The organism is Conyzicola sp. (assembly GCF_046714715.1).
GTDB lineage: Bacteria > Actinomycetota > Actinomycetes > Actinomycetales > Microbacteriaceae > Conyzicola.
In genome coordinates, this window is sequence record NZ_JBKKAD010000215.1 from 1 (window position 1) to 2,656 (window position 2,656).

Here is a 2,656-nt window from a genome sequence, read left to right on the forward strand (position 1 = left end):
GGTCAACTCGATCGCCCCCGGGTTCATCGCCACCGACATGCTGCGCGAGACGGCGGAACGCATCGGCATGACCTTCGACGACTATCTGGCCGGCGCCGCGAGCGAGATCCCGGTCGGCCGCACCGGGACCCCGGAGGACATCGCCGCCGCCGCCGCGTTCTTCGTCAGCGAGGAGGCGTCGTTCGTCTCCGGCCAGGTGCTCTATGTCGCGGGCGGCCCGAAGGCGTAACTATCTTGACGTCGAGATAGTTTGCAGACCCGGTAGGCTGGAACCAGCAACCAGTACGGCTCATCAATGAGGAGAATCGCTTGTCCAAGATCAAGGTAGAAGGCACTGTCGTCGAACTCGACGGCGACGAGATGACCCGCATCATCTGGCAGAAGATCAAGGACACCCTGATCCACCCGTACCTCGACATCAACCTCGAGTACTATGACCTCGGCATCGAGCACCGTGACGCGACCGACGACCAGGTCACGATCGACGCGGCCCACGCCATCCAGAAGCACGGTGTCGGCGTCAAGTGCGCCACGATCACGCCCGACGAGGCGCGCGTCGAGGAGTTCGGCCTGAAGAAGATGTGGAAGAGCCCGAACGGCACCATCCGCAACATCCTCGGCGGCGTCATCTTCCGCGAGCCGATCATCATCTCCAACATCCCGCGCCTCGTGCCCGGCTGGAACAAGCCGATCATCATCGGCCGCCACGCGTTCGGCGACCAGTACCGTGCCACCGACTTCGTGTTCAAGGGCAAGGGCAAGCTCACCGTCGAGTTCACGCCCGAAGACGGCTCGGAGCCGATGAAGTTCGAGGTCTACGACGCCCCCGACGACGGCATCGCCCAGGTGCAGTACAACCAGGACGCTTCGATCCGCGACTTCGCGCGCTCGTCGCTCAACTACGGCCTGACCCGCAACTACCCCGTGTACCTGTCGACGAAGAACACCATCCTCAAGGCCTATGACGGCCGGTTCAAGGACATCTTCGAGGAGATCTTCCAGGCCGAGTTCAAGGAGAAGTTCGACGCGGCCGGACTCACCTACGAGCACCGCCTCATCGACGACATGGTCGCGTCGGCCATGAAGTGGGAGGGCGGCTACGTCTGGGCCTGCAAGAACTACGACGGCGACGTGCAGTCGGACACCGTGGCGCAGGGCTTCGGCTCGCTCGGGCTCATGACCAGCGTGCTGTCGGTTCCCGACGGCTCGGTCGTCGAGGCCGAGGCCGCCCACGGCACCGTCACGCGCCACTACCGCCAGCACCAGGCCGGCAAGCCCACGTCGACCAACCCGATCGCCTCGATCTACGCGTGGACCCGTGGCCTGTCGCACCGCGCCAAGCTCGACGACAACCCGGCGCTCGCCGAGTTCGCCGCCACGCTCGAAGACGTCGTGATCAAGAGCGTCGAGGCCGGCCACATGACGAAGGACCTCGCGCTGCTCGTCGGACCGGACCAGAAGTGGGAGACCACCGAGGAGTTCCTCGCGACGCTCGACAAGAACCTGGCCGCGCGCCTGGCGTAGTTCGTCTTGCTGGTTGAGTAGCGCCGTCTACGGCGCGTATCGAAACCCGGTTTCGATACGGTCGCTGCGCGACCTACTCAACCAGCGTTCGGCGTACGCTCGACCCATGATCATCACCGTCACGGGAGCCGCCGGCCAGATCGGCTATGCCCTGCTCTTCCGCATCGCTTCCGGCGCCATGTTCGGGCCCGACATCCCCGTGAGCCTGCGGCTGCTCGAGCTGCCGCAGGCCCTCGACGCCGCCGAGGGTGTCGCGATGGAGCTCGACGACTGCGCGTTCCCGCTGCTCGGCGACATCGAGATCACCGACGACGCCGACACCGCGTTCGACGGCGCCAACGTCGCCCTGCTCGTCGGGTCCCGGCCCCGCGCGGCCGGCATGGAACGCGCAGACCTGCTCACCGCGAACGGCGCCATCTTCGCGCCGCAGGGCCGGGCAATCAACGAGAACGCGGCCGACGACATCCGGGTTCTCGTGGTCGGCAACCCCGCGAACACCAACGCCCTCATCGCGAGCGCGCATGCCCCGGATGTACCGTCCGCCCGCTTCACGGCGATGACCCGCCTCGACCACAACAGGGCGGTGGCCCAGCTCTCCGGCGCGACGGGAGCGCCCGTCTCGGCGATCTCGCGCGTGACCATCTGGGGAAACCACTCGTCGACCCAGTACCCCGACCTGTCGCACGCGCGCATCGAGGGCGAAGATTTCGACGTCGACCGCACGTGGGTCGAGCAGGACTTCATCCCCACCGTCGCGGGCCGCGGCGCCGCGATCATCGCCGCCCGTGGGGTGTCGTCCGCGGCATCCGCGGCCAACGCCGCCGTCGCCCACATGCACGACTGGGTGCTCGGCACCCCGGTCGACGACTGGACCTCGGCCGCCATCGTGTCCGACGGCTCGTACGGGGTCGCGGCCGGGCTGGTCAGCTCGTTCCCGGTCACGTCGCGGGGTGGCGACTGGCAGATCGTCGACGGCCTCGAGATCGACGAGTTCTCGCGCGCCCGCATCGACGCGTCGGCGGCCGAGCTGGCCGACGAGCGCGCCGCCGTAGAGGCGCTCGGCCTGCTCTAGCCGCCCGCCCGCGGCCCGGCCGCGCCGCGATAGTGCACTTACGCACCGTGCGGCCTTGGG

The 2,656-nt window shown here is 67.7% G+C and carries 3 protein-coding genes; all 3 read left to right on the plus strand.

Features of this window, described 5'->3' with window-relative positions:
- Positions 1 to 229 (plus strand): SDR family oxidoreductase (locus ACLQ6X_RS16790; RefSeq protein WP_411701291.1); only part of this gene is annotated, 229 nt, incomplete at its 5' end.
- A gap of 80 nt (positions 230 to 309) precedes the next feature.
- Positions 310 to 1,524 carry an NADP-dependent isocitrate dehydrogenase gene (locus ACLQ6X_RS16795; protein WP_411701292.1) on the plus strand — a complete coding sequence of 405 codons (1,215 nt, stop codon included), beginning with the start codon at positions 310 to 312 and terminating at the stop codon, positions 1,522 to 1,524.
- Between the two features lie 106 nt (positions 1,525 to 1,630).
- A complete protein-coding gene (locus ACLQ6X_RS16800; protein ID WP_411701293.1) occupies positions 1,631 to 2,596 on the plus strand; it encodes a malate dehydrogenase in 966 nt (321 codons plus the stop codon).
- Positions 2,597 to 2,656 lie beyond the last annotated feature (60 nt).